Origin of the sequence: Amycolatopsis sp. WAC 01376, assembly GCF_003947415.1 — a bacterium.
GTDB lineage: Bacteria > Actinomycetota > Actinomycetes > Mycobacteriales > Pseudonocardiaceae > Amycolatopsis.
The window spans coordinates 291,336-314,916 of record NZ_QHKL01000008.1 but is presented as its reverse complement, the minus strand read 5'-3'; the positions used below and the strand labels follow the sequence as shown (position 1 = coordinate 314,916).

The 23,581-nt window shown below is 67.3% G+C and carries 22 protein-coding genes; 12 read left to right on the top strand and 10 right to left on the bottom strand.

What is annotated here, in order from left to right:
- Positions 1–12 precede the first annotated feature (12 nt).
- Positions 13–735 carry an ABC transporter permease gene (locus tag DMH03_RS34690; RefSeq protein ID WP_370311017.1) on the top strand — a complete coding sequence of 241 codons (723 nt, stop codon included), beginning with the start codon at positions 13–15 and terminating at the stop codon, positions 733–735.
- Here the strand turns inward: DMH03_RS34690 and DMH03_RS34685 are convergent.
- The 3 genes from DMH03_RS34685 to DMH03_RS34675 all read right to left on the bottom strand — a co-directional run bounded on the left by DMH03_RS34685 (position 719) and on the right by DMH03_RS34675 (position 5,513).
- Positions 719–3,844, bottom strand: coding sequence for a BTAD domain-containing putative transcriptional regulator (locus tag DMH03_RS34685; protein ID WP_125796228.1), 3,126 nt, complete (start codon positions 3,842–3,844; stop codon positions 719–721). The two genes, DMH03_RS34690 and DMH03_RS34685, sit on opposite strands and share 17 nt — an antisense overlap.
- 32 nt (positions 3,845–3,876) lie before the next feature.
- Positions 3,877–4,446 carry a YbhB/YbcL family Raf kinase inhibitor-like protein gene (locus tag DMH03_RS34680; protein WP_233611796.1) on the bottom strand — a complete coding sequence of 190 codons (570 nt, stop codon included), beginning with the start codon at positions 4,444–4,446 and terminating at the stop codon, positions 3,877–3,879.
- Between the two features lie 305 nt (positions 4,447–4,751).
- A complete protein-coding gene (locus tag DMH03_RS34675; RefSeq protein WP_125796227.1) occupies positions 4,752–5,513 on the bottom strand; it encodes an NBR1-Ig-like domain-containing protein in 762 nt (253 codons plus the stop codon).
- Between the two features lie 256 nt (positions 5,514–5,769).
- On the opposite strand from DMH03_RS34675, the gene DMH03_RS34670 reads away from it, so the two are divergent.
- Positions 5,770–6,588: a peptidoglycan-binding protein gene (locus tag DMH03_RS34670; protein ID WP_125796226.1), complete on the top strand. Its 819-nt coding sequence runs from the start codon at positions 5,770–5,772 to the stop codon at positions 6,586–6,588.
- A gap of 60 nt (positions 6,589–6,648) precedes the next feature.
- Here the strand turns inward: DMH03_RS34670 and DMH03_RS34665 are convergent, their stop codons facing one another.
- Positions 6,649–7,323, bottom strand: a complete 675-nt coding sequence (locus DMH03_RS34665) for a helix-turn-helix domain-containing protein (protein WP_125796225.1) — start codon at positions 7,321–7,323, stop codon at positions 6,649–6,651.
- 144 nt (positions 7,324–7,467) lie between these two features.
- Between DMH03_RS34665 and DMH03_RS34660 the strand changes: the two genes are divergently transcribed.
- A complete protein-coding gene (locus tag DMH03_RS34660; RefSeq protein WP_125796224.1) occupies positions 7,468–8,283 on the top strand; it encodes an oxidoreductase in 816 nt (271 codons plus the stop codon).
- Position 8,284: 1 nt separating this feature from the next.
- Here the strand turns inward: DMH03_RS34660 and DMH03_RS34655 are convergent, their stop codons facing one another.
- Together DMH03_RS34655 and DMH03_RS34650 are read right to left on the bottom strand one after the other, a co-directional pair.
- Positions 8,285–8,506: a hypothetical protein gene (locus DMH03_RS34655; protein WP_125796223.1), complete on the bottom strand. Its 222-nt coding sequence runs from the start codon at positions 8,504–8,506 to the stop codon at positions 8,285–8,287.
- 63 nt (positions 8,507–8,569) lie between these two features.
- Entirely contained in the window at positions 8,570–9,187 is a 618-nt protein-coding gene (locus DMH03_RS34650) for a TetR/AcrR family transcriptional regulator (protein WP_125796222.1), read from the bottom strand.
- Between the two features lie 67 nt (positions 9,188–9,254).
- On the opposite strand from DMH03_RS34650, the gene DMH03_RS34645 reads away from it, so the two are divergent.
- The 3 genes from DMH03_RS34645 (at position 9,255) to DMH03_RS34635 (ending at position 11,213) form a co-directional block, all read left to right on the top strand.
- Positions 9,255–9,908 (top strand): MSMEG_1061 family FMN-dependent PPOX-type flavoprotein, encoded by a 654-nt coding sequence (locus DMH03_RS34645; protein ID WP_125796221.1) that lies wholly within the window; start codon positions 9,255–9,257, stop codon positions 9,906–9,908.
- A gap of 13 nt (positions 9,909–9,921) precedes the next feature.
- Positions 9,922–10,818: a PDR/VanB family oxidoreductase gene (locus DMH03_RS34640; RefSeq protein WP_125796220.1), complete on the top strand. Its 897-nt coding sequence runs from the start codon at positions 9,922–9,924 to the stop codon at positions 10,816–10,818.
- 98 nt (positions 10,819–10,916) lie between these two features.
- Entirely contained in the window at positions 10,917–11,213 is a 297-nt protein-coding gene (locus DMH03_RS34635) for a DUF1540 domain-containing protein (protein ID WP_037310991.1), read from the top strand.
- A 206-nt stretch (positions 11,214–11,419) separates the two neighbouring features.
- Here the strand turns inward: DMH03_RS34635 and DMH03_RS34630 are convergent, their stop codons facing one another.
- The 3 genes from DMH03_RS34630 to DMH03_RS34620 form a co-directional block, all read right to left on the bottom strand.
- On the bottom strand, positions 11,420–12,109 hold the full coding sequence (locus DMH03_RS34630) for a VCBS repeat-containing protein (protein WP_125796219.1): 690 nt from the start codon (positions 12,107–12,109) through the stop codon (positions 11,420–11,422).
- Between the two features lie 151 nt (positions 12,110–12,260).
- Positions 12,261–14,441: an RICIN domain-containing protein gene (locus DMH03_RS34625; RefSeq protein ID WP_125796218.1), complete on the bottom strand. Its 2,181-nt coding sequence runs from the start codon at positions 14,439–14,441 to the stop codon at positions 12,261–12,263.
- 157 nt (positions 14,442–14,598) lie between these two features.
- Positions 14,599–15,483 (bottom strand): AraC family transcriptional regulator, encoded by an 885-nt coding sequence (locus tag DMH03_RS34620; RefSeq protein WP_125796217.1) that lies wholly within the window; start codon positions 15,481–15,483, stop codon positions 14,599–14,601.
- Between the two features lie 173 nt (positions 15,484–15,656).
- Here DMH03_RS34620 and DMH03_RS34615 point away from each other — a divergent pair, with 173 nt between their 5' ends.
- Positions 15,657–17,009 (top strand): hypothetical protein, encoded by a 1,353-nt coding sequence (locus DMH03_RS34615; RefSeq protein WP_125796216.1) that lies wholly within the window; start codon positions 15,657–15,659, stop codon positions 17,007–17,009.
- Between the two features lie 254 nt (positions 17,010–17,263).
- Here the strand turns inward: DMH03_RS34615 and DMH03_RS34610 are convergent, their stop codons facing one another.
- On the bottom strand, positions 17,264–17,890 hold the full coding sequence (locus DMH03_RS34610; protein ID WP_233611795.1) for a TetR/AcrR family transcriptional regulator: 627 nt from the start codon (positions 17,888–17,890) through the stop codon (positions 17,264–17,266).
- 73 nt (positions 17,891–17,963) lie between these two features.
- On the opposite strand from DMH03_RS34610, the gene DMH03_RS34605 reads away from it, so the two are divergent.
- The 5 genes from DMH03_RS34605 (at position 17,964) to DMH03_RS34585 (ending at position 23,423) form a co-directional block, all read left to right on the top strand.
- A complete protein-coding gene (locus tag DMH03_RS34605; protein WP_233611794.1) occupies positions 17,964–18,701 on the top strand; it encodes an alpha/beta fold hydrolase in 738 nt (245 codons plus the stop codon).
- A 121-nt stretch (positions 18,702–18,822) separates the two neighbouring features.
- Entirely contained in the window at positions 18,823–19,854 is a 1,032-nt protein-coding gene (gene vanH / locus DMH03_RS34600) for a VanH-AOV family D-lactate dehydrogenase (RefSeq protein ID WP_125796214.1), read from the top strand.
- A 1-nt stretch (position 19,855) separates the two neighbouring features.
- A complete protein-coding gene (gene vanA-Ao2, locus DMH03_RS34595) occupies positions 19,856–20,896 on the top strand; it encodes a D-alanine--(R)-lactate ligase VanA-Ao2 (RefSeq protein WP_125796213.1) in 1,041 nt (346 codons plus the stop codon).
- Positions 20,893–21,501: a D-Ala-D-Ala dipeptidase VanX gene (gene vanX, locus DMH03_RS34590; protein WP_125796212.1), complete on the top strand. Its 609-nt coding sequence runs from the start codon at positions 20,893–20,895 to the stop codon at positions 21,499–21,501. The genes vanA-Ao2 and vanX overlap by 4 nt, the downstream gene beginning before the upstream one ends.
- A gap of 956 nt (positions 21,502–22,457) precedes the next feature.
- A complete protein-coding gene (locus DMH03_RS34585) occupies positions 22,458–23,423 on the top strand; it encodes a ParB/RepB/Spo0J family partition protein (protein ID WP_125796211.1) in 966 nt (321 codons plus the stop codon).
- Positions 23,424–23,581: the final 158 nt, after the last annotated feature.

Genomic DNA, 23,581 nt, shown 5'->3' with positions numbered 1-23,581 from the left:
CCCTCGACGGTGATGTTGCGCCGTAACTTCAAGCACCTCGTCCGGAACCCGACCTCGGTGTTCAACGCGATCCTGATGCCGGTCGTGATGATGCTGATGTTCGTGTACGTGTTCGGTGACGCGTTCAGCGTCGGCGTCGACTACATCGACTACGCGACACCGGGATTGATGCTGCTGGCCGTCTGCTACGGGCTCGGCGCGACCGCGACGGCGGTGAACTCCGACATGACCAAGGGCATCATCAACCGGTTCAAGGTCATGGACGTCTCCCGCGGCGCGGTGCTGAACGGGCATGTCGTCGCCAGCGTGCTGACCAACCTGATCGCCATCGCGGCGCTCACCGGCGTGGCCTTCCTGCTCGGTTTCTCCCCGGCGGCGGGATTCCTCGACTGGCTGGGCGTGGTCGGGATCGTCGTGCTGCTCGGCTTCGCGGCGGCCTGGCTCACCGACGCGCTGGGCCTGTCGGCGAAATCCCCGGAGACCGCGGGGATGGCCTCGGTGCCGCTGGTCATGCTGCCGTTCTTCAGCAGCGCCATCGTTCCCGCGGAGAAGATGGGCCCCGGGCTCCGGGAGTTCGCGGAGTACCAGCCGTTCACGCCGATCATCGAGACCCTGCGCGGCCTTCTCAACGGGGCACCGGCCGCGGGCGACGTGTATCTCGCTCTCGGCTGGTGCGCCGGGATCGCGCTCGCCGGATACCTGTGGGCGTCCTCGACGTTCAAGAAGCGAGCGTGACCTCGACCAGTCGCTTCCAGTCCGCCTTGGTGCCCTCCTGCGCCGTCTCCGCGAATTTCGCTTCGCCGAGGCGGCGCAGCACCGTTTCCTCGATGCGGGCCACGTCCGGACGTGACCGATCCGGCAGTCCGCGTAGTTCGTCGGCCGCCCCGAGCAGCCGCGCTGCCCGTTCGGGATCGTCCTGGCGCAGGGCCAGATCCGCGACACCGACCATCATGTGGGCGATCAGGGGCACGTGCCGCACCTCGGCCGCCGCCTGCCAAGCCGCTTCCCGGTGGGCACGGGATTTCTCGAGATCGTCCGCGAAGTAGCCCCGAAGGTCGTGGCTGATGGCACGCACGTGTCCCAGGCCAGCTTCGTCACCCATCACGGTCATCGCGAAGGTGAGTTGCTTCGCCGCTTCCTCGGATTCGCCGCGCCAGTGGGCGAGTTCCGCCTCTGAAAGGGCCATCATGCCCAACGCCCCCGGCCACGTGACCTGCTCGGCGTACCGCCGCGCTTCGGCCATGGCGGACGCGCAGGCCTTCTCGTCGTCCATCAGCCAGTACAGCTGCGCCTGCCGCGACCGCAGCCGGATGAGGTCCTCGACCGAACCGACCTCGGTCACGACCTTGACCGCCTCTTCGTAGTACTCGCAAGCGGTGGCGAACTCGCCGCGAGTGGCGATGCGATCCGCCAATTCGGTCAGGGCGAACGAGATTCCGAACCGTTCGCCGAGCGCGCGGAACTCGTCGAGCGCCCGCTCGAGATACTCGTCCGCCTCCCGGCCGGGATGGCCGAGCGTGATCCGCATCTTGCCGAGGTGCAGTCTGCCCAGCGCGCGGACCCACGCGTTTTCGTCCTCCAGCACCGGTTCCCACGCGGACAGCGCTTCGTCCCCGGCCAGCATGCGTTCCAGCGGGACGACGAGCCCGAGCAGCGGATGCTTGTTCTCACTGCCAATGCCCAGCCGGTACGACTCGTGGATCCACTTCGCCGCGGTGTTCTCGTCGGCGAAACCGGAACTCACGAACAGCGAAACGAGCCCGTAGACCACGGCCGCGACGTCGTCGGACACCTCGCCGGGCGTCCTGACGGCCGCACTGACCAGTTCCATGCCTTCCGTGCGGTGCCCGCTGAGCCACCAGTACCAGCCGCAGGCCGCCGCGAGCCGCATCGCCTCCGGTGCCTCGCCCGCGGCGAGCGCGCCGCGCATCGCGGAAATGATGTTGTCGTGCTCGGCATTGAGTTTGGCGAGCCATTCCAGCTGTTCGGCGCGGCGGAGCATCGGCTCCGCGGCCTCGGCGAGCTCGGTGAAACAGGCCAGATGCGCGTGGCGTGCCAGCATCGTTTCGCCGGCCTCGGCGAGCCGTTGCGCGGCGTACTCCTTGATCGTGCCGAGCATCCGGTAGCGCGGCGCTTCGTCGCCCGCCGCGACCAGCAGCGACTTTTCGGTCAGCGCGGTGAGCAACTCCAGGACTTCGTACTGCTCGACGGCCTCGCTGACGCAGACCTGTTCGGCCGCCTCCAGGCTCGCCCCGCCCGAGAACACCGAAAGCCGGCACAGGACGGTCCGTTCGGCGTCGCTCAGCAGCTCCCAGCTCCAGTCGACCATGGCACGCAACGTCCGGTGCCGGGGCAGCGCGGTCCGGCTGCCGCCGGTCAGCAGGCGGAACCGGTCGTCGAGCCGGTTCGCGAGCTGGTCGACGGACATGGTGCGCAGCCTGGCGGCGGCCAGTTCGATCGCCAGCGGCATCCCGTCCAGCACCCGGCAAACCCGCGCCATCGTGGCCAAAGTGGCTTTGTCGGCCACGAAATCCTTGCGCACGGCGCTCGCCCTGTCCCGCAGCAACCGGACGGCGGGGGAGGACTCGATCTCGCCGGGGCCGGCGTGCCGGTCCGGTACGGCCAGCGGCACGACATGCCACAACGTCTCACCGGTGATGCCGAGCGGCTCCCGGCTCGTCGCCAGTATCCGCAGACGGCGGCATTCCCCGAGCACTCGATGGGCGAAGGCCGCGGCCGCCTCGATCACGTGCTCGCAGTTGTCGAGGATCAGCAGGACTTCGCGTTCCCGGATCGCGGCGATGATCCGTTCGACGGGTTCGGCGCTCGACGAGTCGCCGAGCAGCGCGTCGCGGAGACCGAGCGCGGCGAGCGTCGCTTGAGCGACATCTCCGCCCGGGTCGATGGCCGCGAGTTCCACCAGCCATGCCCCGTCCGGCAGGTCGCCGAGCAGGGTACGCGCGGTTTCCGTGGCCAGCCTGGTCTTTCCCGAACCGCCGGGCCCGATCAGCGTGGTGAGCCGGTGCTCGGCGACGAGTTCGCGGACCTTGGCGACATCGGTGTCCTTGCCGACGAAACTGGTCAGCTCGGCGCGCACGTTGGTCTTGCGGTTCTCCTCCCGGCGTCCCAGCTCACCCCGCAGGAGTGCGACGTGCACCGCGGACAGCTCGGGCGAGGGATCGACGCCCAGCGCGTCGGCCAAGGCTTCCCGGGTGCGCTGGTAAACGAGCAAAGCCTCGGTGTCGCGGCCCGTCACCGCGAGAGCCCGCATGAGCGCGGCGACGAGCCGCTCACGCAACGGATGCGCGGCCACCAGATCCGTCAGCTCGGTGACCAGTTTCGCGCCGTGGCCGAGGTCGAGCTCCGCGTCGAACCGGTCCTCCAGCGCCGTCAGGCGAAGCCCTTCGAGCCGGGTGACCGCGGCGTCGAAAGCGCCGCTTTCCTGCAGGCCGACGTCCTGCATGGCCGCGCCGCGCCACAGGTCGAGCGCCTCGCGCAGCCGCTTCGGCTCCTCGTCGCCGCGGGCGCTCTCGACGAGACGCTCGAACCGCACGGCGTCGACGTCGTCGGGCGTCACCTTCAGCCGGTAGCCGTCCGTCTGGCCGTCGACGGCCCCTTCCGGCAGTACCTTCCGCAGCCGGGAAACCAAGCGCTGCAAGGCGTTCGTCGCGTCGGCGGGCGGCTGTTCACCCCAGATCCAGTCGACGAGCGTCGCTTTCGAAACCACCCGCCCCGGTTCGAGCGCGAGGGCGATCAGCAACCCGCGCAGCCGGGCGCCCGGCACGTCGGCGAGGCCGCCGTCGTCCGTGCGTACCTCGAAGGGGCCCAGCATCCCGATCCGCATTGCGCCGATTTTGCCACGGGTGACCAGGGGACTTACGACTCGCCGGTGATCCTCGCCGAACCGATCGATGCCGCGGTGATCACCCTGGCGGCGGTCTGCGTCGACGAACCGGAGTTCAGGCCGGTGAGCGAAGCCCGGTCGAGGGCGTGCACGACGAACTCGTAGGTGTTCACGGTGGAGGGTGAACACGGTCCCTGGTAGCCGTAGAGGCTCGCGCTCCCGCGGTAGTAGACCTGCCTGGAGCCTGCCGGAACCGGCGGGCGGTAGACGTGCTGGACGTTCTGGGGGAGCGAAACCGTGCTCGCCGGGATGTCGTAGATGACCCAGTGGATGAGGTTGGCGTTGTCGAGGTCGCGCATGACGATCGCGTAGCTCTTGGCCGCGGCGGGAGCACCCGACCAGGCCAACGGCGGCGACTCGTTCTTCTTGGCCGGATCCTGCCCGCCGCCGCTGGTGCACTCGTGGACTTTGGGCATGAGGCCGCCGTCGGCGAACGCGGTACTGGACAGGGTGAACGCGGTCCGTGCCGTCGATGCCGACGGCGAAAGGACGGTGGCGCCGACGGCGAACAAGGCGCAGAACACGATTCTCGTTGCTCTCATCGGAGACTCCCGAGGCGTTGGTGGTTCCCGTGCGCCCGATTCAGCGTAGGCAGCCGGGAAACCCGCGGCTAGCGCACTTTCCCGGCCGATCGAGGTGTTTTCGCCGTGTGATGTCCGTCTGAACACGTGAGTCGCGCCTCTGATCACGCGAGTTCCGGAGTCAGGCGGGCCGCCGGTACATGAAGGACCCCTTCACGTACTTGGGCGACGCGGGATCCCGCACGTCACACACGTGATTGGAGGCGTAACTCGCGTGATTGAAGGCGTAACTCGCGTGCTTGGGCGGCGATCACGTGAGTTCCGGGTCAGGAGCGGACGAGTACGGAGAAGTAGATCGGTTTGTTGGCGGGGAAGAGTTCCCGGTCCTGTTCGTCGACCATCTTCCAGAAGATCTTGCAGTCGGCGGGGGCGGTCGGCGGGGTGCTCACGGTGACGGTCACCTGCACGTGCCCCTGCGGGGCGGTGTCGTTGACCGGGATCCGGTCCGGGGTGCGGCAGGTGCCGGGCGCGACCGGGAGGTCGGTGCGGCGCAGGTATCGCTTCCGCCACTCCACCGTCCCGGTGTTCTGGAGCTCCCACACCTTCACGAACTGGGTGCCCGGTTTGACGACGGTGTCGTCGGGGATGGTCACGTCGGCGATGAACTTGCTCGAGTCGCCGGGATGCGGCGGTCCGGCCGCGTCCTGCCCGCCGGGCAGCAGGATGACGACGACGGCGGCGATCGCGGCGACGAGGACGAGGGCGAGCGGTATCAGGACACGCTTGGACCGCCATCGCGGAGCGGGCTCCGGTTCACGGTCGGCGGCGAGCACGAGCTGGACGCCCTTCCATCTGGCGTGCCATTCCTCCTCGTCACCGTCGCAGGCGCGGACGAATTCCCGGACCGTCTCCCACGGCTGGAGCCGTTTGCCGGTGACGGTGAGGTGCAGGGTCGCGTGGGACACCGCGCCGGACTTCGCGGCCATCTTCCGGAACGACGGCTCCCCGGCCCGCGTGCGCAGCTTCCGCAGCTCGGCCATGAACGCTTCCAGCTCCGGTGCCCGTTCGCCTGTTCGCGGTTCCGGCACGCTCCCCCTCGCGATCGTGTCTGATGTGACAACGATTTTCGTCACTCTGCGCGGCCAGGTGACTATATCGCGAAGAGTATCCGGATCGCCGCGCTGACCAGCGGTATCGGCCTGGTCGAGGCCCTGTCAAACGCTGTCAACCTGCGCTTTTTGACGTCAGACGTTCCGTACAGGCGGTTCCGGCTGACACCGCTCTCGGGCCAGTGTCGATCACAAGCCGCTCACAGGGAGCAGCACGACGAGTGAAGGAGCAGTCATGCGCAAGGTGGCAACCGCCGCGATGTTCGCCGCTCTGTCCGGAGCCGCGCTGGGGATGACGGTGGCACAGCCCGCGGTGGCCGCGCCGTCGGTCAACATGGAGGCCGTGGTCAAGGCGGCCATGTGGGATCCGTACAAGGCCGACCAGTCGATCACGCCGGGTTCCGGTGAGAGCGTCAAGGCGGTCGAGCAGGCGCTCTCCGCGAAGAACCTTCTCGACAAGAAGCAGGTCGACGGTCACTTCGGCACGTCGACGGTGACCGCGTACCAGAAGTACCAGAAGTCGCTGGGGCACAGCGGCCTCGCCGCCAGCGGGCTGCCGGGCAAGGGCTCGCTGACCGAACTGGGCAAGGGCCGCTACACCGTGACCGCGCCGATCAGCGTCGGATCGAAGACCAGCCTCGACGGCAAGACGGTGAACAAGCGCACCGCCGACATGATCGCGGCCGCGGAGAAGAAGGCAGGGGTCAAGTTCACCGTCACCCAGGGCTCGTACAACGCCGGCGGCGTCGGTGCCTCGGGTGGCACGCACGACGGCGGGGGCGCCGTCGACATCTCGGTGAACAACATCTCGAACAAGACCGCCGCGGTGAAGGCACTGCGCGAGGTCGGCTTCGCCGCGTGGCACCGCACCCCCAGCCAGGGCAACTGGGCCGAGCACATCCACGGGATCGTGATCAGCGACACCGACATGTCGCCGCAGGCGCAGGCACAGGCCGGTGACTACTTCAAGGGGCTCAACGGCCTGGCGAGCCACGCCAAGGACGACGGTCCCAAGGTGAAGAAGGTGACCTGGGAGGAATTCAAGCGCGGGTGACCCACCGCGTTCCGGACAGGGCGGGCGGCTTCGGCCGCTCGCCCTGCCGTGTCCGGTACGTCACCGCGGGCTCGTCCGCCGCCAGTGTTCGGCGGCCTCGCTCATGTCCTTGTGCAGATGCCGGAAGAACCGGCTGGTGGCGTCCAGCCGCGCACCCGCCGGACCGTCGATCAGCCCGGCGCCCCGCCGGGTGACCTCCGCCCATTGGGTCATCGCTTCGAGGCTGGCCTGCCAGGCGCGATAGCCGAAGTCGTCTTCGATGACGTACCGCTGCCGTCTGCCTTCGCGTTCGCGGCCGATCAGGCCGCGTTGTTCGAGCCAGCCGACGGCCTTGGACACCGACGCGGGGCTGACCTCCAGCCGGGCGACCAGTTCGGCGGCGGTACTGCCGCCGGTGTCCGCGGTGAACAGGCAGGCCAGGACTCTGGCCATCATCGCCGGGACGCCGGTCGCGGCCATCGTCTCGGCGAACTCGGTTTCGAAGTCTCCCACCGTTTCCGGGGTCCGCGTGGCGACGGGCGGCGGGCCGGGTTTGCGGCGGCGCGCCCGCCATCGCGTCGCCTGTTGCGCTTGGCTCGCCCGATAACCGTGGGCGCCGCCGTTGCGCGCCACCTCGCGGATCACCGTCGATTTGGGGCGTTCCAGCCGCCGGGCGATTTCGGCGTAGCTGAGGCCCGCGGCCAGTCCCGAGGCGATCTGCCCGCGCTCGTCGTGGGTCAGGCGGTTTCCCGGCACCCGTCCTCCGGTCCTGGTGCATTCAGCTCCATGGTCATTGCATCGATTGTATGCCTTCCACCTCGATAAACGGTGAACTCGTGTTGCAGGAGCCCGAAAAGCGGTCCTAATGTTTCGTCGAGAGTGAAGAAAGGGGGACGCGGGATGACGGCCAAGGTATGCCTGGTCACCGGCGCTTCGTCAGGGATCGGCCACGCCACCGCGCTGGCGCTCCTGCGCGCCGGGCACAGCGTTTACGGCGCCGCGAGGCGCGTAGAGAAGATGGACGACCTCCGCGCGGCGGGCGGCCATCCGCTGAAGATGGACGCCAGGAACGAGGACGATCTCCGCCGCGCGGTCGACACCGTTCTCGATGCGCGGCAACGGATCGACGTCCTGGTCAACAACGCGGGCACTGTTCTGCACGGTGCCGTCGAGGACGTGCCGCTCGACAGCGCGCGCGATCAGCTCGAAGTCAACCTCCTCGCACCCGCGAGGTTGGTCCAGCTCGTTCTGCCGGCCATGCGGGCCCAGCGGTCCGGCACGATCGTCAACGTCTCGTCGATCGGCGGCGAGATCGCTTTGCCGTTCGGTGCCTGGTACTACGCGTCGAAGCACGCGCTGGAAGCCTTCTCCGACACGCTCCGCATGGAAGTCGAGCCCTTCGGCATCGACGTCGTGATCATCCAGCCGGGCATCATCAAAACCGAGTTCGAAGACCAGACGGCCGCGCAGCTCCGCGAGAACTCGGGCGGCGGGGCGTACCGGGAGATGACGGAAGCCATGGCGCGCCACGGCGAAACCGGGCTCAGTGACGGCTCAGACCCCTCCGTCGTCGTCGATGCCATCCGTTGCGCGATCGAGGCCGAGAAGCCGGAAACGCGCTACGCGGTCGGCCACCTCGCCGAGAAACTCCTCGAGCTCAACAGGACTCTGCCGGATCGCGAGTTCGACCAGCTGGCCATGCGCGCGACGAAATAGCTCAACCGCTCGGCTGCTTCTGGACGACCTTGCGGCGGCGGGTGCGGGCGACGCCGATCCACAGCAGCACCGAAACGACGGCGCCCGGCGCCGCCATCAGGTACACCGGCCAGGTGCGGAAACCCGACACCCACAGCATCGTGACCAGGCCAAGGGTGATCAACGTCCAGATCAGGGCGAGACTCCCCCCTTTCCGCCTCCACCGGGCGGCGATGCCACGCATCCTGTCCCTTACTCGGCTCACACCGGGTGAATACCCGCTCTTCGCCTGGTCAACCCAGGAAAATCACGCGCGGAGATAGCCGGTGATCATCGCGACGAGCTCGTTCTCGAGCCGGGTGACGTCGATGGAACCGGGCGCGGCGATGAGCTGGTGCACGGTCAGTTCCACGGTGGACGCCACGAGCCTGGCCGCCGTGTCCTTGTCCTGTACGCGGACTTCGGGATGGCCGTCGAGGAGTTCCCGCAGGTCACCGATCATCTCCCATTCGAGCCGGGTGACCCGTTCCAGCAGTTCGCCGGAGCGGGGTGCCTGCTCCAGCATGATCTGCAGCAGCCGCGGATCGTCGAGATGGTTGTCGATCACCGTGCGCACGAACTCCCGGACGATGGTCTCGAGCGGTTCCGGCGACTGCTTGTACCGGCGGAGCGTCTCGGTGGCCCGGTCGCCGTCGAGGTGGCGGGTCAGCAACTCGGCCAGGATCGCGTCCTTGTTCGGGTAGTACTGGTACAGCGAGCCGATCGAGATCCGGGCCCGCTCGGCGATCCGGTTCGTGGTCCCCGCGGCGTACCCGTACTCGGCGAAAATGTGAGCAGCGGCGGTGAGGATGCGCTGCCTGGTCAGCTCCGCCCGCACCTGGCGCGGCCGTTTACGTGGCTGGATCCGTCGTTCCTCCGACGTCATGGCACTCCCGGTGAAGCGGCGTGAAAGCGAGTAGCGAGCAGGCTGAGTAATTGCTCATAATTGTGCCATGACCAGCAGTGATCTCGTCAGTGATCTCGCCAGCGAGACGCGTCCGCGCCGGCTTTCGCCCGAGGAGGTGCGCGCCCGGCTCGGCGAACCCGAGGCCATGATCAAGGCCAAGGTCCACGACCGCGTCGACCGGCACGGCCGTCGGTTCATCGCCCATTCCCCGTTCGCGGCGATGGCGACGTCCGACGCGACAGGCCTGCCCGACTGCTCACCGCGCGGCGACTACCCGGGTTTCGTGAAGGTGCTCGACGAGCGCACCCTGGCGATCCCCGACCGGCCGGGCAACAAGCTCGCCGACTCGTTCCGCAATCTCGCCGAGAACGACGGGATCGGGTTGATGTTCGTCGTCCCCGGCGTGCGGGAAGTGTTCCGGGTCAACGGTCGCGCCTATCCCACCGACGAACCGGACGTCCTCGCCAGGATGCGCACCGAAGGCAAACCGGCGGAACTGGCGATCATCGTCGAGGTCGTGGAGACCTTCTTCCACTGCGGCCGCGCGCTGGTCCGGTCCCGGCTCTGGGATCCCGCGAGCCAGGCACTGGCGGACGAGTTGCCGTCCGCCGGCGAGATGGCCGCCGAACAGATGGGGCTCGAGGTCGATCCGGTGGTACTGGAGACCATGCTCGAAACCGCCTATCGGCAGTTGTACTGAGGTGATTTCGTTGATGCAACGGACCGTTCTCGACCGCGTGGAACCGGTCGCCGAGGGCACCGTCTCGCTTGTCCTGCGCGGCGCCGAGGGACCGCTGGCGCCCTGGGAGCCGGGCGCGCACGTCGATCTGGCGCTGCCGAACTGGCTGACCCGGCAGTATTCGCTGTGCGGCGACCCGGCCGATCTCGGCGGCTACCGGGTCGCCGTCCGGTACGACCGGCTGAGCCGGGGCGGCTCGGAGTACATCCATCTGTTCCTGCGCGAGGGCCGCACACTCGATGTTTCGTTGCCGCGCAACAACTTCCCGTTGCTGCCCGCGCCGGAATACCTGTTCATCGCCGGCGGCATCGGTATCACGCCGATGCTGCCGATGCTGGCGGCGGCGGGTCCTTCGGCCAGGCTGGTGTACGTGGGCAGGTCTGCGGCCACCATGCCGTTCGCCGCCGAACTCAAGGCAACGTACGGCGATCGGGTGAGTCTCTGCTTCACCGCCGAGCACGGCAGGCCCGATTTCGCCGCACTGGCGGCCGGGCTCGGTCCGCGAGCACTGGTCTACTGCTGCGGCCCCGCCTCGATGCTCGACGCGGCCGAAGCGGCGTTCCCCGCGCAGCGGCTGCACCTCGAGCGTTTCCGGCCGGCGGCCAAGGACTTCGCGCCCGACGAACCGTTCGAGGTGCACTGTGTCCGATCAGGACGGACGGTGCCGGTCGCGGCCGAAGAGTCCATGTTGGACGCTTTGCGCCACGCGGGGTACCCGATCCAGTCCGGCTGCCGCGAAGGGGTTTGCGGCAGTTGCGAGATCACCGTCGTCGGCGGCCGGCCGGAGCACCGCGACGACATCGGCGCGCCACCGGGACGCATGTACTGCTGTGTTTCCCGAGCGTCTTCGCGGCTTGAGGTCGACCTCTGATCGGACGTGAAGGAATTTCCCCGAATTGCCGGGGGAACGGGGCGGTGTAACCCTGGTCATACCGAACGACACCACCACCACGAAATACAGGAGTCGTTATGACCACCACCGAAATGCCCGCTGTCCACGAATGCACGGTCAGCGGCTGCTCGTACAACCACGACGGCTGTCACGCTTTCGCCATCACGGTCGGCGGCGGCAACGGATCGGCCGATTGCGGAACGTTCGTCCCGCTCAACACCAAAGGCGGACTCGATCGAGTGACCGCTCAGGTGGGCGCCTGTTCCCGGACCGACTGTCGTCACAATTCCGCGCTGGAATGCACCGCATCGAGTGTCCGGGTGGGACCTGGCGAGGGTGACCACGCCGCCAACTGCCTGACCTACGCCCCGTAGCCGTACTTACGCGTGAAGGCCCCCTTCTCTCGGCTCAGCAGGGAAGGGGGCCGACAGGAGCGGGCTCCCGCAAGGAGCCTCACCCGGCTCTTGACGGCCGCTGGGTGGTCGTGAGTGGTAAGTGACGTTCTAACGACACTTACCACTCACGACCCCCGCGCTGGCGCCCAGAATCAGGCCTGCCCCGTCGGCGCCTTCACGCGTGATCAGCTTCCGGTCTGGGCGCAGCTCGCGGCGTCGGTGCCGAGTACCGGGTCGGTCACCGGGCGGGCGGTGATCGGAATGGTCTTCTGGGTGGTCAGCGCGCCGTCGCGAAGGGTGTAAACGGTGCGCGTGCCCGAGTAGGTGAGCGGGTCGGCGCCGACGTCGTCGGCTTCGGCGGCGACGGTCTCGAAGGTGCGGCCACCGCCGTCGAGCGGGGTGCACTGGTAACCCAGGTGGGCGGCGACGCCGCCGCCTTCGGCGACCGACAGCGGCTTGCTGTCGTTGCCGACGACCTGGCGGAGGTTGCGGCCGTCGTAGTGCAGGGCGGTGAAGAAGGTGGTGTTGGCGCCGACGGACTGGGTGACGATCAGTTCGGCGCGGCCGTCGCCGTTGAGGTCGGTGACGCGCGGGGCGTCGAGCGGGACGGAGCTGTCGGCGCCGAGGTGGATCGAGGTGAAGGTGCCGTGCACGGTGGCGGAGATGACCTGGTCGTTCTCGCCGGTGAGCTGGGCGGTGACGGTCTCGATCTCGCCGTCGCCGTCGAGATCGGCGACCGTGCTGACCGGGTCGGTGGACCGCGCGGCCAGCGGACTGCTCTGCGGGCCGGCCAGCGCAGGGACGACGGCGGCCAGGCTCAGCGCCGCGGCGACGCCGGTGATGGTGGCGGTGCGGATGATGCCGTTGTGGTTCATGGTGCTCTCCCTCCGACGCTTCCGGTGAACTCTTCACCGAAAGTGCTCTCATCAAGGGAGACGGTCGCGGATCAAGGACGTGCAGTGAGAGTGTGATGGGCCACACAAACGCAACCCGGCGGCCCGCCCCCGGCGGAGCGGGCCGCTCGAGTCAGCCGATCTTCCACAACTGGAGCGCGGAGCCCGTGTCGGCCCGTTGCGTGACGGCGGCACCGTCCGAAGTGGACGCTGTCGTCAACAACAGGCCGGAGCGGACGCTAGCGATCTTGTAACTTCCGTCGGGCTGTTTCGCCGCTGTCCAGCGCTGATTGGCCCCACCGGTGCACGTCCACTGGATGACGCGCGCGCCCGCGGTGGTGGCGCCGCCTTCGACGTCGGCGCACAGGTTCGAATGCGTGTTCGTCAGCGTGTAGGAACCGTCGGACTGCTTGGTGAAAAGCCATTTCTGGTTGGCGCCCTGGTTCGGTGTCCACGTGACGAGAGGGGTGCCCGCGGTCGTCGAAGAGTCCGGGTCGTCGAGGTTCTTGCCGGCCGCGGCCACCGTGTGGATCCCGCCGAGAGTGCCGGCGCCCGCGTCGGTGAACTTCAGCGTCTGCTCGGCCGCGGTCCGGCCGCCGCCGACGGCGTTCCCGGTGGTGTCGGTCCACGAGCGCAGTGGTGTGGTCTCGGCCAGACGCGACGTCTTGGCGGACAGGCCGAGCACGAGCCCGCTGTAGCGGTTCACCAGCCGGAACGTTCCCTTGTCCACAATGGACGGGATGATGAACCACCGCTGCCCGACCGCCGAGGACGAGGTCACCGTGGGTTTCGCGCCCCACGCCCGGCCCGCCTGCACGGCGTCGACGCCGAGGAGCTGTCCGGTGGCGGCGTTGGTGACGCGGTACGAGCCGTCGCCGTCGGACGAGAATTGCCAGGCTTCACGGTCGGATCCGGTCGTGCTCGCGACCGACGTCGTCGCGGTTCCGGTGCCCTGCGCGAGAACCCGGCCGTCGCCGAGGCCGATACGGTACTTTCGCGAAGTGTCCACAGGGGACGGTGCCGGTGCGGACGACGTGATGGTCTGGGTGGTGTACTCGCCACCCGCGTTGTTCGAACACGCCACCGCGCAGTACGACCGGAACTGCTTGCCGATGATGGTCGAATTCGTCTTGTTCGCGGCGTCGACGAACCAGCGGTACCAGGATTGGTTGGTGTAGCTCCCGGTGTCGCCGATCAGCCGCCATTTCTGCGTCGTCAGATCGTCGGTCACGTAATAACGCTGGGGGACGACGCTGTCCACGGCCTCCGGCGCGCCGATGTAGAGACCGAGATGCGCGTTGTAGGCGATGTTCATGATGAACAGATCCGATTTGCGCGGCAGCTGTCCCGCGGCGATCTGCTGGCTGACGTTGCCGGTGTTGGCCGGGTCGTAGTCGTCCGCGACGGGTGTGTAGCCGGTGTCGCCGGAGGCGGAGACGGGAACCATGTTGCTCTCGCGGCCGCCGACGCCGGGCTGGGTCCAGCCGCCGTTGAACCACTTCTGCCACGTGCCGGACGCCATCTTGCCCGAGATCGGCGCGCGGGCGACGTGCGCCAGCCCGGCCATCGGGCCGCCGGCGCCCGCCTTCGGCACGATGCGCGAGCCGTAGTAGACGTAGAAGTAGCCGGAAGCGGTATCGACGAACAGGCGCGGATCGCCGTCGCCGTAGTCGAACGTCTGATGCGGGAAGGCCGCCGTGTCCCCGCGCTTCGTGCTGTAGGGCGAGGTGATCGCGTGGTCCTTGATGGCCCAGGTCTTCCCCTGGTCCTTCGACACGGCCATGTCGATCGCGTCGTAATGGGAGAACGAATACGCGCCGAACGGCTCTGGCGTGAACTCGTTGTGGATCAGGCCGTACCAGTCGCCGGTGTCCGGGTCGACCCAGGTGCCGACGAGATCGCAGAAGTTGCGCTGCGAGTAACCCGATCCGGCCGGCGGATCCGTGGATTCCTTGCCGGTGGGGCTGTTGTTGCAGCGCCAGGTCGTGTCGTCGTTGCGGTCGGCGGGATTGGCCGGGTTCACCGCGCTGCTGATGGGATTCTTGGTGAAGCTGTCGAAATCGCGTCCGCTGTAGAAGTCCCATTCGCGCGGCTGGTCCGCGCCGTAGAGCGCGGCCGCCTGCTGGAAGTAGAACGTGCCGTCCTTGTCGACATAGGTACTCGCCGGGGTGTCGGTGGTCGGGCTGAACGACTTCTTGGCGTCGACCGTGATGGTGTACGTCGCGTCCGGCGGTGCGGCGTCGGACGACACCGGTACCACCGTGGTCGCCGCCACGGCCAAGGCCGCGGCGCCGAGAAGAGGCAGGGTCCGCATGACTCTCTCCCAAGGGTGACCCGCACCACAGTTGGCGGGGCGGTCGCCGATGTTATGAACGTTCTTGCACGTAAGTCAACGAGTTCGCTCAACTTCACGCGTCGGTCATGCACTTATTGCGCGGAAAGTCCAAGCGGGGCCGCGCGGAAGTCCAAGCTCAATCCGTCGGCACCAGCGGCGGGTCGTCGGGAGGGGGAACGCGTGAACTCCAACCGCCGGGGACGGCCTGGACGCGTGACTCGCGGAAGCGGCCGGGGGAGATCCCGACCCGGCGGGTGAAAACCCTGCTGAAGTAGGCGGCGTCCTCGTAGCCGATCGCTTGGGCCACCTCCTGCACCGGCATCCGCGTGGTGGCCAAGAGTTCCTTCGCGCGATTGAGGCGAAGGGTCAGCAGGTGGTCCTTCAGCCCGGTCTCGGTGCTGCGGCGCACGGCCGTGCGCAGTTCGGGCAGCGTCATGCCGCGGCGGGCCGCGATCTCCGCGACGCTGATCGGCAGCAGCGCGTCGTGCGCCAGCGCCTCCAGCAGGGAACCGCCGCTGGGTGTGCTGCCGGCGGCGGCCCGGCGCAGCGCGACCAGCAGATGGTGCACGGCCGCGGACGCGTCGACCTGGGCCAGCGGGTTGCCGCCTCGCGCGCAGCGCACGATCCGGCTCACGATGTCGCGGACGGCCTCGACGTCGCCCAGCGGCACCACCGGAGCCTCCGGCGTGACGTAACCGAGTTCCACGTAGGCGTCCACGGCACTGCCGTCGAAATCGACGAAACACTCTTCCCAGCCGTGCGCGGGATCGGGCGCGTAATGGTGCCCGACCCCGGGAACGAGCCACAGCAGCGCGGGCGCGACGATCTCCTGTCGTTCCCCGCCCGCGACGGCGAACCACCCGCGTCCCTTGGACACCACGACGGCCACGTAATGGTCGAGCACGCGTGGCCCCACGACGGGCAGCGCGCCGTGCTGAAGCCCGACGCCGAGGCACACCAAGCCCAGCCGTCGGTGCACGGCGGACGGTGTGAAGTACCGCATCCAGGTCCGGTAACCCATCCCCGCATCCTTGCAGCAAGGCGCCCTCCGAATTCGTAACCCTCGAACGCCATTCCCCCTGATTCCTCAGCCACCGTGCCGGTGCCCCCGCCGTGGGCGGAAGTTCCGGTATACGTGGAAGGGACAGCACCGTCGGGGAGACGGCATGGTGCGTCACGCAAGGGGGAAATAAAATGTTCGACGAACGTATTGTCGCCGATCAAGTCAGTCCGGTCGCCAAACCGAAGATCAGAATCCTGTTCTACACGGATCTGGTCGGATTCACCGGTAACGGCGGCTTCTCATTGGGGATCGTCCGCGATCTGCTCTTGGCGAATCAGCCTTTCTTCGCCGAGTTCGAGATCGATTTGATCAATCGGCACGAAGGCGGGCACGCCGCCAAGAAACTCACTCCCGAGGTTCTCGGCGGATACGAGCAAGTGTGGTTCTTCGGCCTCCTGCAGTCCAATATGCCAGGGGAACCGGAAAACGAACTCGTGGACGCGGAGGTCGCGGCGCTGCGGGCCTGGATGGACGCCGGTGGTGGCGTGCTCATCTCCGGTGACCACTCGAATCCGCGCCCGCCGGGAGCGGATCCGTCACTGCCCGAATACCTGAACCTGGGGCGGGCGCTGGGGCACCGGGTCCCGCGCGCGGGTGAGCTGCGGGTGTGGAACGACCGGCCGGACGCGAGTATCGAGTTCAGCCACAACACCCACCAGCCGGATCCGTGGGGCAGCGACATCGACAACCCGATCCCGAACGATCTCGACCCGTATCCGCAGGAACTGATCCTGCGGAAGCGGTTCGGCAGACCGCATCCGTTGTTCCAGGGCAGACGGGGACCGATCACCGTCTTCCCCGACCACATGCACGAGGGGCAGCTGCTCATTCCCGGGCAATTCCCGTCGGACGTGTGGCCGTCGGGGCCCGTCGGCCAGCCGAAGCCCGAGATCGTCGCGCACGGCACCGACAAACGCAACGGGCAGGTCTACGGCGTGTCCAGTGTGTACGACGGTGCGGCCGCCGGGGTCGGGCGAATCGTCGCCGACGCCACTTGGCACCACTATTTCGACCTCAACCTGTGGGGTTTCGAGAAAGGCGGTGAGGTGCTCGACCGCCTCACCGAGTTCTACGTGAACCTCACGCTGTGGTTGACGCCGAAACCGGTCAAGGTGGAGGTGAACGCGCAGCTGCTGCATTGGCTTTCCCGCAACATGAGCGTCCGCGCGGTGTTGCCGGAGGGCTTCCGGGTACCGGGGATCACCGCGGCGGGCCTGGTCCGCGAGGTCGGCGGGCAGGCTGTGCTCGACGACCTCGTCTGGCCGCTGGAGGGAACGCCGGTGGTGCCGCCGGAGCTGCTGCTGGGGGCCGTCGTCAAGGAGTCCGTCGCCGCGTTGAGCGGTGGGGACTTCGAGGCGTTCGACACCGTGGGCGTCCTCGAACGGGGTCTGCGCGCCGGGGCCGAAGAGTACGCCGCCGAGCTGCGAGCAGCGCTCGGCGACGTCGAAGGTCTTGGTGAGCTGATTTCGCAGGGACTCCGCTGACCTAGCTAACGGATTGTGAAGTACATGAAGGACTCCTTCATTGCGCTTAGCGCCGTGAAGGGGTCCTTCATGTACTTGGGCCTCGCGTGATCCCGCACGTCACATACGTGATTAGAGGCGTAACTCGCGTGCTTGGAGGCGTAACTCGCCTGCGAGCGACCGCCGTGTGATGTCCGTCTGGACACGCGTGTCGCGCCTCTGATCACGCGAGTTACGGGTCAGGCGGGCTGCCGATAGTTCCGTGAAGGGGGCCTTCAGGGAACGGGGGGCACGTCCGCCTGGTCGTCGGGCTTGAGGCCGAGCGCGAGGTGGAGCTGGCGTGCCCACCAGCGCACCTGGGCGGCCGAATCGTCCGCCGCGGCGCCGGCGATTCCGGCGCTGCGCCGGAAATCGCTTCCGTACAGGGTCTCCGTGGCCATCGCCTGATGCAGGGCGGCGACGGCGAGGCGGGTGTCGTCGAGCGGGCTGCCGGGCGGCCGGAGCCGGTGGAGGGCGTCGACGACCGGGTCGAGCATTCCGCTGCCTGGGTCGCGCCAGCCCGCCGAATGCAGCGCCACCGCGAGCTCGCCGTAGCCGTGCCGGTACAGAGCGTGGAGGGCCTCGACGAACTCGAGCAGGTCGGCGTCGTGGTCCAGCCAGCTCGCGAGGAGGTCGCGAAGTGCGTCGCGAAGGCCGCGGCCGCCGTGGCGGAGGAGTTCGGCGAGCAGTTTTTCGCGGTTGCCGAAGTGGTGGGCGACGCCGGCGTCGGTCATGCCGACCCGTGCGGCCACGGCGCGCATCTGGACGGCGGCGACGCCGGACTCGCTGAGCAGCGAAGCCGCGGCGTCGAGGATCAGTCGCCGGGCCTCCTCGGGTGACCGTCGTGCTCGGGGTGTCGTCACGATCGGCATCGTACCTTGATTCGCCAAGGTAGCTGCGTTACCTTGAGAGGCCAAGGTAACTGGGGAGGCTGCCATGACTCGGTTCGTGACCACCGAAATCCATCTTGACCTGGGTGAAGTGACCCTGCGGGGCACGGTGACCGGCGCCGGTCCGACGGTCCTGCTGCTCCACGCGGGCGGCGAACGGCGCGAGGTCTGGGTGCCGGTCGCCGCGGTGCTGGCCCGGCGGGGCTTCCGGTCGGTGGCCTTCGACCTGCGCGGTCACGGGGACAGTTCCGGCCAGGCGACCACGCTCCGGGCCCTGGCCGACGACGTGGCCGAGATGGTCCGGAGCCAGCCCGCGCCGATCGTCCTCGTGGGTGCCTCGGTCGGTGGGCTGGCCGCCATCGCCGCCCTCGCGGACCCGGCCGTCGCGAAGCGGGCGGGCGGGCTCGTGCTCGTGGATGTCGTGCCCGACATCGAACCGGCCAGGGCGCGCTCGTGGCTCGATTTCCACGGGCTCACCGGCCGCTACACCCGGCTCGTGGAGGACGTCCTCGGATCGGGGGCCGCCCTGCTCGCCACGGCCGGGGCCCTGGACATGCCTATCCTGGTGGTGCGCGCCGGGCAGGGATCGCCCCTTGACGAAGCCGATGTGCGCCGTCTTCGCGCGGCCAACCGGCGGGTCACCGTCGTCCGCGTTCCGGCGGCGGGTCACCTCGTCGCCAGGGACGCTCCGGAGGAGCTCGCGGACCTCGTCTCGGAGTGGCTCTGTGGCATCCGTCACGGGACGGTTTCGGCACCTGTGCCGGGCGGGCAAGATCTGCGATAGAGCGGTCGCGGCGCAGGTGAACGACAAGTCGTGCACTCGGCGCTACCAGTTGGTAACTTATTGTCGGGCCATCGAAAACCCCATAAGAGACCGCCTCATCGCGCTGCCTACAATGTCGGGCATGACCTACAGCGAACCAGCGCGATCAGCTGCCCCCCGCACCGGATCGCTGGCGTCCGCCTCCTCCTCGGCCGTGTTGGCGAGGGGAATCACCATTTATGGATGCGGACAGGACGAGGCCGCCTTGTTCCGGGAGATGGCTCCTCGTTTCGGCATAACGCCGACCATTGTCGAGGAACCGGTATCCGAGGCCAATATCGGGCTGGTCTCCGGAAACAGGTGCATCAGCATCGGTCACAAGACCAAGGTCACGAATTCCATTCTTCTCGCGCTCGGCGAAGCGGGCGTGAAATACATCTCCACGCGAAGCATCGGCTTCAACCACATCGATGTGGAGTACGCGGCGAGCGTCGGGATCACCGTCGGCAACGTCGCCTACTCGCCGGACAGTGTCGCCGACTTCACGCTGATGCTCATGCTGATGGCGGTGCGCGACGCCAAGTCCATCATCCGCCGCACCGAGGTCCACGACTACCGGCTGAACGAGGTGCGCGGGAAAGAACTGCGCGACCTGACCGTCGGAGTGGTCGGAACAGGGCGTATCGGGGTCGCCGTCCTGGAGCGGCTGCGCGGTTTCGGCTGCAAGGTGCTCGCTTACGACACGGTGCTGACCGCGTCGGCCGAGTACGTCCCTCTCGACGAATTGCTGCAGCAGAGCGACATCGTGACACTGCACGTGCCGCTCACCACGGATACCTATCATCTCCTCGACGAGAAGAACATCGAGCGGATGAAGGACGGCGCGTACGTCATCAACACCGGACGTGGCCCGCTGATCGAAACCGAAGCCCTCATTTCGGCACTGGAAAGCGGAAAACTGGGCGGAGCGGCGCTGGACGTCCTTGAAGGAGAGGAAGGCATCTTCTACGCCGACTGCCGGAACAAGGCGATAGAGAGCAAGACGTTGCTGCGGTTGGAAAAACTGTCGAACGTGCTCATCAGCCCGCATACCGCCTATTACACGGACCACGCACTGAGCGACACCGTCGAAAACTCCATCATCAATTGTCTCCAATTCGAAAGCGGGAAGTAGCATGGATAGGTTGAAAATCGGAATTCTGTTCGGCGGTCTTTCCGAAGAACATCCTATCTCCATCAAATCTGCGCGCGAGGTCCAGAAGCACATCGACCTCGAGAAGTACGAGCCGTTCTACATCGGGATCACCCAGAGCGGTGCCTGGATGCTGTGCGACGGCCCCGCCGAGGATTGGGAGAGCGGGAACGTCCGTCCCGCCGTGCTGTCGCCGGACCGCGGTACGCACGGGCTGCTCGTCCTGGACGAGGGCAAGTACGAGACGATCGCCCTCGACGTGGTGCTGCCGGTACTGCACGGCAAGTTCGGCGAAGACGGTGCGGTGCAGGGCCTGCTGGAGTACTCCGGCATCCCCTACGTCGGCTGCGACGTCCCGAGCTCGGTCATGTGCATCGACAAGTCCCTCACCTATTCCGTCGTCCGCGGCGCGGGGATCGCGACGCCGACCTTCTACATCGTCACCCCGGACAACGACGTCGACCCGGACCAGCTGAACTACCCGGTCTTCGTGAAGCCCGCCCGCTCCGGCTCGTCGTTCGGCGTCAGCAAGGTCTCCGCGAAGGAAGAGCTGCCCGCCGCGCTGGCGGAGGCGCGCCAGTACGACGCGAAGGTCCTGATCGAAGAGGCCGTCGTCGGCAGCGAGATCGGCTGCTCGATCCTCGGCGACGGCGAGGACCTGTTCGCGGGCGAGGTCGACCGGGTCGCGCTGACCCACGGCTTCTTCAAGATCCACCAGGAGGAGAGCCCCGAGACCGGCTCCGAGAACTCCAGCTTCATCGTTCCCGCGGACATCCCGGACGAGTCGCGTGATCTTGTCCAGGAGACCGCGAAGGTCATCTACCGCGCGCTGGGCTGCAGCGGCCTCGCGCGGGTGGACCTGTTCCTCAAGGAGGACGGGAGCGTGGTGCTCAACGAGGTCAACACCCTGCCCGGTCTGACCTCGTACAGCCGTTACCCGCGCATGATGAACGCCGCCGGCCTCTCGCTCGGTGACGTGATCGACCGGCTGGTGAAGCTGACCCTCGCGGGCCGTGCCGGATGAGGGATGATTTCGTCTTCGTGGACGAGGTCGTCTCCGGAATCCGCTGGGACGCCAAGTACGCCACGTGGGACAACTTCACCGGCAAACCGGTGGACGGGTACCTGGTGAACCGCATCGCCGGCACGCGTGCGTTCTGCGCGGCGCTGGAGAAGGCGCGGGACCGGGCCGAGGAGCTCGGCTTCGGCCTGCTCCTTTGGGACGGCTACCGGCCGCAGCGCGCCGTGGACCGCTTCATGCGCTGGGCGGAAGAGCCCGAAGACGGCCGGAAGAAGTCCAGGCACTACCCGAACATCGAGCGGCCCCAGATGTTCGAACAGGGTTACGTGGCCACCAAGTCCGGCCACAGCCGGGGCAGCACGGTGGATCTGACGCTGTACCACCTGGACACCGGTGAGCTCGCCGAGATGGGTGGCGACCACGACCTGATGGACGTCGTCTCGCATCACGGGGCAGCGGGAGTCACGGAAGAAGCGACGAAGAACCGTGGACACCTCCGCGCTGTCATGGAGGGTTCGGGCTTCAACGCGTACGAGTACGAGTGGTGGCACTACAGCCTGAAGGACGAGCCTTACCCGGACACGTATTTCGATTTCCCGATCGAGTAGCCGGACTCGCGCCGCCCTCCGTCGGCGCGAGCCGGACGATCACGATGCCGCGGGTGCCCTATGGCGCCCGCGGCATTCTTCTTTCCGGAGTTCCCTGGTGACTCGGGATCGGCTTCATTCCAGCCCGTATCGGCGTGTGCGCCCGGCACATTCTCGCTCACGTAGCGTATCTTCCTTGCGAGTGCGGCAGCGATCATGCGGGAAGCCAGGCTCCGCCATTCGTGTGAACAAGTGACAAAGAACGGGACGCGGCCGACGCGTGCTGTGATCATCCTACGAATAGCGGCGGTCCCGCGAATGGCGTAGCAATTTCCGCGAACAGCCCAGCTATCGGCCCCTTGGCCGGTATGGGCCGGAGTGCCGTAGCCGTGGCGGGCGACCGAGTCAATACCGAGTGCGGACTTCGAATATTGATCTTGCATGGTGCTCGCACTGCGGAAATCACACTATTCGTCAATTGCACGCCAAGGATTGACCGTGCCATGCTGATCTCGTGCGGACTCACTGGGGCTGACATGGTTCGCACTACTGGGGATCGAGGGGGATCGAGGGGGGGCGACGTTGTCTCGCGAGCACGAGGCTGTCATGGGTTCCGGTCGGTGACCGCTGTTCTAAGCTGGAGCCGGGAACGCTAGATCGGAAATACGTCCCGAGACCTCGCGTTGCGGCAGGTATCGGCTTTGTCGGGCTGCCCGGGTGCGGCCTTGCCGATCGACGTCGTCGAGTGGATGTCTTGTGGACACACTGCCACCGGTCGTCTGGGAGGCCGTGGCGGCCCGTGTATCCGGGTCCGCCGGTGGTGTTCGAGGGATCCTCACCGTCGAGGAGGCCCGCCGTGTCGCCGAAGTCGACGCTGGACGGGATCGCGATGTCCAACCATCGATGTTGAGCGGTTGGACGGTGAGGCTCCGTGTCATGTCTGAAAGTTGACGAATAAGAGATTCAATGGGGGCTAGGTGGATCCGACGAGAGTTGACCTATCTGCTCTCCCGGTCGTCGAAATCGAGCTGTCGAGACTGTCTTCCGTGTACTCGCCGAGAACTTCGGGCGAGGATCCGGAGCATGTCGAAATGCTCTTGTCGGCAGAGTGGGAGCTTCCGCCTATTCTTGTTCACCGATCAACGATGCAGGTGGTCGATGGCCTGCATCGATTGACGGCGGCACGAGTTCGCGGTGATACGAAAATTCTGGCAAAGTTCATCGAAGGGACGGAATCCGACGCCTTCGTCTTGGCCGTGGAAGCGAATATCCGGCATGGCCTGCCGCTTTCGCTCGCGGACCGCAAACGGGCGGCCGTCCGGATCATCGGGACTCATCCGCAATGGTCCGACCGGCGGGTGGCCTCGGTGACCGGCATCTCCGCCGGCACGGTGGCGGACCTGCGCAAGCGTGGCGGCGAGGGGGGAAACGACGCCAGGATCGGGCGGGACGGACGTATCCGCCCCGTCGACAGTTCGGAGAGGCGAAGACTCGCGGCCGACCTCATTCGCAATGACCCTGGCCTTTCGCTCAGGCAGGTCGCCAAACAGGTCGGCATCTCCCCGGAGACGGTTCGCGATGTGCGGGGCCGGTTGGAGCGCGGTGAGAGCCCGACCCCGGACGGGAGCAGGAAATTGCGGACCAAACCGCATTCACTGAGCCTGACCGAATCCGATCTGGGGCAGTCCCTTGATCGAGAGCGAATCGCCGTGCTGGAGCGGCTCAAGGCCGATCCCGCCCTGCGGCTGAGCGAAGTCGGCCGGATCCTGCTGCGCATGCTCGCCATGCATTCCATCGACGGGCAGGAATGGGAAAGAATCCTGCGCGGTGTCCCGCCGCATCTGTATGGGGTGGTCGCCGGGTTCGCCAGGGACCACGCTCGGGTCTGGGCGGGTTTCGCGGATCACCTGGAGAGCCGGGCGACCGATCTGGCCGCCAGGTGATCGTCCGACGGTGAGCGGCTTGCGGTTGGGGACTTTCTCCGTGCGTCAGGCGGAGAAAGTCCCCTTTCGCGATCTTCGGTGAGGCGGGGCGGGCCGGTGATCCATAGTGGACAGTCTTCGTCCGCTTCGGCGGTGCCAAGGCCGGTCGCTCGACAGCG